Origin of the sequence: Streptomyces misionensis (genome assembly GCF_007896895.1) — a bacterium.
Classification (GTDB): Bacteria; Actinomycetota; Actinomycetes; order Streptomycetales; family Streptomycetaceae; genus Streptomyces; species Streptomyces misionensis_A.
In genome coordinates this window covers 1-6,524 of record NZ_VOGW01000056.1, presented here as the reverse complement: position 1 = coordinate 6,524, position 6,524 = coordinate 1, and the positions used below count along the sequence as shown (strand labels likewise).

The following is a 6,524-nucleotide window of genomic DNA, read 5'->3' as shown; positions in this document are numbered from 1 at the left end:
AGTGAAGAGGAAGGTGATCGCCGGTGGACAATGACGAGAAACTGGTCCGGTATCTCAAGCGGGTGACCGCCGACCTGCACGAGACCCGGCAGCGGCTCGGCCAGATCGAGGCCGCACGCACGGAACCCGTCGCCATCGTCGGCATGGCCTGCCGGCTGCCGGGCGGCGTGACGTCACCCGAGGACCTGTGGAACCTGGTGGCGGCCGGTGGCGACGCCGTCGGCGCCTTCCCCGAGGACCGGGGCTGGGACCTGGACGACCTCTTCGACCCGGACCCCGACCACCCCGGCACCAGCTACGTCCGCCAGGGCGGTTTCCTGCGCGACGCGGGCGACTTCGACGCGGGTTTCTTCGGCATCTCCCCGCGCGAGGCCCTGGCGATGGACCCGCAGCAGCGGCTGCTCCTCGAAACGTCATGGGAGGCGTTCGAACGGGCCGGCATCGACCCGACCGCCCTGCGCGGCAAGGACGTCGGCGTCTATTTCGGCACCCTCAACCAGGATTACGCCACCGATGTCGACGCGGTTCCCGACGGCGTCGAGGGCTACCTGATGACGGGCAGTTCGGCGAGCGTGCTCACCGGCCGGGTGTCGTACGCGCTCGGCTTCGAGGGCCCCGCGGTGACAGTGGACACGGCGTGCTCGTCCTCCCTGGTGTGCCTGCATCTGGCGGCCCAGGCCCTCCGGTCGGGCGAGTGTTCCATGGCCCTGGCCGGAGGCGCCACCGTCATGTCGACGCCCAGCGTCTTCGTCGGATTCTCCCGGCAGCGCGGCATGGCCGAGGACGGCCGTTGCAAGGCGTACGGCGCGGCGGCGGACGGCACGGGCTGGGCGGAGGGCGTGGGCGTACTGGTCCTGGAGCGTCTGTCGGACGCGGAACGGCTGGGGCACCGGGTACTGGCGGTGGTGCGCGGCAGCGCCGTCAACCAGGACGGCGCCGTGCGTCCCCGGGGGGTGCGCGCCCCCCGAAGGCGCGCACCCCCCGGTGACGCACGGCGCCGTCCCCTGGGCGCTGTCCGCGAAGACCGCCCGGTCCCTGCGCGAGCAGGCCCGCCGGCTGCTGGACCACCTCGACCGCGCCGAGGACCCCTCCCCGTCCGACGTCGGTCACGCCCTCCTCACCACACGCACCCAGCTGGAGCAGCGGGCCGTGGTCGTCGGCCACGACCTGCAGGAGCTGCGGGCCGGGCTCGCCGCGCTCGCCGACGGCCGGCCCGCCGCCACGTGGGTCCAGGGCACCGCCACGGCCTGCGGCAAGGCCGTCCTCGTCTTCCCCGGGCACGGCTCGCAGTGGCCGGAGATGGCCCGCGAACTGCTGGAGTCCGCCCCCGTCTTCGCCGAACAGGCGCGGGCCTGCGCCGAGGCGTTCGCCCCCTACCTCGACTGGCCGCTGCTCGACGTCCTGCGCGCCGAGCCGGGCGCGCCCGGTCTCGCCGAGGTGGAGGTCGCCCAGCCCGCGCTGTTCGCGGTGATGGTGTCGCTGGCCGCCCTGTGGCGCTCCCACGGTGTGACACCCGCCGCCGTCGTCGGCCACTCACAGGGCGAGGTCGCCGCCGCCTACGTCGCGGGCGCCCTGACCCTGGACGACGCGGCCCGCATCGTGGCCCTGCGCAGCCGCTCGCTGACCAAGCTCATCGGCAAGGGCGCGATGCTCGCCGTCGCCCTGCCCGCCGAGAAGGTCCGGGCGCGGCTGGAGAAGTACGGCGACCGGCTGGCGGTCGCCGCGGTGAACGGGCCCGCCGCCCTGACCGTCACCGGGGAACCCGACGCGATCGACGCGCTGCTGGCGGAACTGGAGGCCGAGGGCGTGCGCGTGCGCAAGGTCCGCGGGGCCACCGGCGCCGGGCACTCCGCCCAGGTCGAAAGCCTGCGCCCCGAACTCCTCGACCTGCTGGCCCCGGTCGCGCCGGCCGCGGCGGGCATCCCCTTCTACTCCACGGTGACCGGCACACTGCTGGACACCACCGCCCTGGACGCCGAGTACTGGTACCGCAACGCGCGGCACACGGTGGAGTTCGAGGCGACCGTACGGACGCTGCTCGCGGACGGGCACGGGGTGTTCGTCGAGTGCAGCCCGCACCCGCTGCTGGCCGACGCGGTGCAGGAGATCGCGGAGGAGGCCGGCGCCGAGGCGGTGACCGGCGGCTCGCTGCGCAGGGGCCGGGGCGGCCCGGACCGCTTCCTGCGCTCCGTGTCCGAACTGCACGTGCACGGCGTACCGGTGGACCTGACCGTGCCCTTCGCCGGGCGCCCGGCCCGGCGCGTGGACCTGCCGACGTACGCGTTCCAGCGGCAGCGGTACTGGCTGGAGAGCGCCGACCCGGTGCCCGCGGGCGCCGACCCCGTCGAGGCCGGGTTCTGGGAACTGGTGGAGAAGGCGGACCTGCCCGGGCTCGCCGACGAGTTCGGCGCGGACGACGCCGCCCTCGTCGCCCCGGCGCTGCCGGCGCTGTCCGCGTGGCGCCGGCGCGGCAAGGAGAAGTCCACGGTGGACGGCTGGCGCTACCGCGTCCGCTTCCGGCGGCTCACCGACCACCCGGCGCCCGACCTGGGCGGCCCCTGGCTCGCCGTCCTGCCCGCCGGACGGGCGGACGAGCAGTGGGCGCCCTGCCTCGTCGGCGTGCTCGGCGCGCACGGCGCCAAGGTCCGGGTCGTCGAACTCCCCGTCGACTGCGACCGCGCCGAGGCCGCGCACCGGCTCGCCGAGGAACTCGACGGCGAACGGCCCGCGGGCGTCCTGTCCTTGCTCGGTCTCGCCCCCGGCAGTCACCCGGCGCACCCGACGCTGTCCGCGAGCCTCGCCACCACCGTCACCCTGGTCCAGGCCCTCGGCGACGCGGACATCCAGGCACCGCTGTGGTGCGCGACCCGCGGCGCCGTCTCCACCGGCGCCACCGACCCGCTGCTCGACCCCGGCCAGGCGCAGCTGTGGGGCCTCGGCATCGTCGCCGCACTGGAACTGCCCCGGCGCTGGGGCGGACTCGTGGACCTGCCCGAGAAACCGGACGAGCACGCGCTGCGCCGCCTGGCCGGAGTGCTGGCCCAGCACGACGAGGACCAGCTCGCCGTCCGCGCCGACGGGGTGTACGCCCGCCGCCTGGTCCGGGCCCGGCCCGCCGACGCCGGGCCCGCGACCCCCTGGCGGCCGCGCGGCACCGTCCTGGTCACCGGCGGAACCGGCGGCGTGGGCCGGCACCTCGCCCGCTGGCTGGCCCGCGCGGGCGCCCGGCACCTGGTGCTCGCCGGCCGGCGCGGACCGGACGCCCCCGGCGCGCGGGAACTGCGCGCGGAACTGACCGCCCTGGGCGCCGAGGTGACCATCGCCGCCTGCGACATCGCCGACCGCGACGCGCTCGCCCGGCTGCTCGCCGGCATCGAGTCCCGGCACCCCCTCACCGCGGTGCTGCACGCCGCCGGCACGGCCCGCTCCTCCCCGCTGGCCGACGCGCACCTCGACGAGTTCGCCGACGCCGCGGCCGCCAAGGTCACCGGCGCCCTGCACCTGGACGAACTGCTCGACGGCCGCGAGCTGGACGCGTTCGTCCTGTTCGCCTCCGGCGCCGGGGTCTGGGGCAGCGGCGGCCAGGCCTCCTACGCCTGCGCCAACGCCTTCCTCGACGCCCTGGCACTGCGGCGGCGGGCCCGGGGCCTGACCGCGACCTCGGTCGCCTGGGGCGGCTGGGCGGGCGGCGGCATGGTCGACGACACGGTCCGGGACCGCGGTGAGCGGCGGGGCCTGGGCGTCATGGCCCCCGACCTCGCGATCGCGGCCCTGCACCGGGCCGTCGAGGACGACGAGGCCGCCCTCACCGTCGCCCCGGTCGACTGGGAGAAGTTCCTGCCCGCCTTCACCGTGGCCCGGCCCAGCCCGCTGCTGACCGAACTGCCCGACGTACAGCGGCTGCTGGCCGCCGAGCGGGCCGCCGAGGAGACCGGGGACGGCGCGGGCCCCGCGGCCGAACTCGCCGCGCTCGCCCCGGCCGAGCGGGAGGAGTGGCTGCTGGAGCACATCCGGGCGCAGAGCGCCGTGGTCCTCGGCCACGCGTCGGCCGAGGACGTGCTGCCCACCGCGCACTTCCTGGAACTCGGCTTCGACTCGCTCACCGCGATCGACCTGCGCCGCCGCCTGTCGGCGACGACCGGGCTGCGGCTGCCCGCCGGACTGGCCTTCGACCACCCCACACCCGCCAGACTCGCCAAGCACCTGCTGACCCGGCTCCGGGACACCGGCGCCGCCGAGCCGGAACGGCCCGCCGACCTGCTGGTCCAGCTCTACCGGCACGCGAGCGTGACCGGGACGGCCGCCGAGGCCATGGGCATGCTGATGGAGGCGGCCCGCTTCCGGCCCTCGTTCGACCGGCCCGACGAACTGACCGAGCCACCCGCCCCGGTACGGCTGTCGCACGGCGCGGGCCCCCTCGCCCTGATGTGCGTCTCGCCGTACGTCGTACCGGCCGGCGCCCACCAGTACGCGCGGTTCGCCGCTCCCTTCCGCGGCCGGCTCGACGTGTGGGCGCTGGTCAACCCCGGCTACGAGCAGGGCGAGCCGGTCCCTTCCGACCCGGACGCCGTGCTCCTGCTGCACGCGCGGACCGTACGGGAACGCGCGGGCGGCAAGCCCGTCGTCCTGCTCGGCTACTCCTCGGGCGGCTGGATCGCCCACGGCGTGGCGGCACACCTGGAGGCCATGGGCGAGCCGCCGGCCGCCGTCGTGATGGTCGACAGCTTCAGCCGGGAGATCCCCTTCGACCACCAGGTGCTCAACGCGATGGCCCAGGCCCAGTCGCGGCGCCTGGACTTCATGAGGTCCGGCGGCGAGCAGCTCACCGCGATGGGCCGCTACCTGCGCCTGTTCGACGAGTGGGCCGCGCCGCGGATCGCCGCGCCGACCCTCCTCGTCCGGGCGAGCGAGGCCATGCCCTCCGGTGCCGCCGTGGACGGCGACGGCCGCGCCGCGCCGCCCGAGCACGTGGACACGACCGTCGAAGTGCCCGGCAACCACTACTCGATGCTGGAGGACCACGCCGCCACCACCGCGGCGGCCGTGGACACCTGGCTGGCGGACGTCGTCACCGGCCGCCCCGGCCCCGCCGTACCACCGGACGCGACGAGCGCCTGACCCGCCCGCGACCACCGCGAGCACCCCAAGTCCCCGACACGAGCAGACGTGGGAGAGAAATCATGACGAAGGCGCTCTACGAGATCGGCGAGCCCCCGCCGCTCGGTGAGGTCCCGGGCCGGATGTACGCCTCGGTGATCCGTCAGGACCGCTACGGCGAGCCGAAGCAGGCGTTCCGCACCGAGGTCGTCGGCACCCCGGCCGTGGGCCGGGGGCAGGTGCTGGTCTATGTGATGGCCGCCGGCATCAACTACAACAACGTGTGGTCCTCGCTGGGCGAACCCGTCGACGTCATCGGGATGCGGCAGCGCCAGGGCCAGCCCGAGGACTTCCACATCGGCGGCTCGGAGGCCTCCGGCGTGGTCTGGGCCGTCGGCGAGGGCGTCCGCAGCGTCCGGGTCGGCGACCACGTGCTGGTGACCAGCGGCCAGTGGGACGAGACCGCCGACGACATCCGCCTCGGCCGGGACCCGCTGGTCTCGGAGAGCATCAAGGCCTGGGGGTACGAGACCAACTACGGCTCCTTCGCGCAGTTCTGCCGCGTCGACGAGTACCAGTGCCACCCCAAGCCCGCCCACCTGTCCTGGGAGGAGTCCGCGGCCTTCCTGCTCACCGGGCCCACCGCCTACCGGCAGCTGTTCGGCTGGCAGGGCCACACGGTCCGCCCCGGCGACCCCGTGCTGATCTGGGGCGGCGCGGGCGGCCTCGGCTCGATGGCCATCCAGCTCGTCAAGCTGGCCGGCGGCATCCCGATCGCCGTCGTCTCCAGCGAGGACCGCTCCGCGTACTGCCGCCGCCTCGGCGCGGCGGGCACCATCGACCGCCGCGACTTCGACCACTGGGGCCGGCTGCCCGACGTCGGGGACGCCGAGGCCTCGGCGCGGTTCCTGCGCGGCGCCCGCGGCGTGGGCAAGCGGATCTGGGAGATCCTCGGCGAGCGCAGGTCCCCGCGGATCGTACTGGAGCACAGCGGCCAGGACACCCTGCCGACCTCGATGTACCTGTGCGACAACGCCGGCATGGTGGTGCTCTGCGGCGGCACCTCCGGCTACAACGGGGACGTCGACCTGCGCCACCTGTGGATGCGCTCCAAGCGCCTCCAGGGCTCGCACTACGCGGGCGCCCGCGAGTGCCGCGAGGTCATCAACCTGGTCGGCGCCGGCATGCTCGACCCCTGCCTGTCCGTCTGCGAGGGCTTCCAGGACGTCGGGCGCATGCACCAGATGATGCACGACAACGTGCACCCCTCCGGGAACATGGCCGTCCTCGTGAACGCCCCCCGGCGCGGCGAGTTCGACCGAGGTCTCGCCGCGCCGGGGGGCGTTCACGAGGACGGCCATGTTCCCGGAGGGGTGCCCGTTGTCGTGCACCCCCTCCCGCACCCGCGCGACGCCCTGGAAGCCCGC

At 75.2% G+C, this 6,524-nt stretch carries 2 protein-coding genes and 1 pseudogene; all 3 read left to right on the top strand.

Features of this window, described 5'->3' with window-relative positions:
* Positions 1-23: 23 nt before the first annotated feature.
* A pseudogene (locus FRZ03_RS41410) lies at positions 24-1,001 on the top strand (beta-ketoacyl synthase N-terminal-like domain-containing protein); the annotation flags it as partial.
* Positions 985-5,118, top strand: coding sequence for an SDR family NAD(P)-dependent oxidoreductase (locus FRZ03_RS10435; RefSeq protein ID WP_222443363.1), 4,134 nt, complete (start codon positions 985-987; stop codon positions 5,116-5,118). The pseudogene FRZ03_RS41410 and the gene FRZ03_RS10435, both read left to right, overlap by 17 nt.
* A gap of 62 nt (positions 5,119-5,180) precedes the next feature.
* On the top strand, positions 5,181-6,524 hold a 1,344-nt coding region (ccrA, locus tag FRZ03_RS10430; protein WP_261398841.1), incomplete at its 3' end, for a crotonyl-CoA carboxylase/reductase.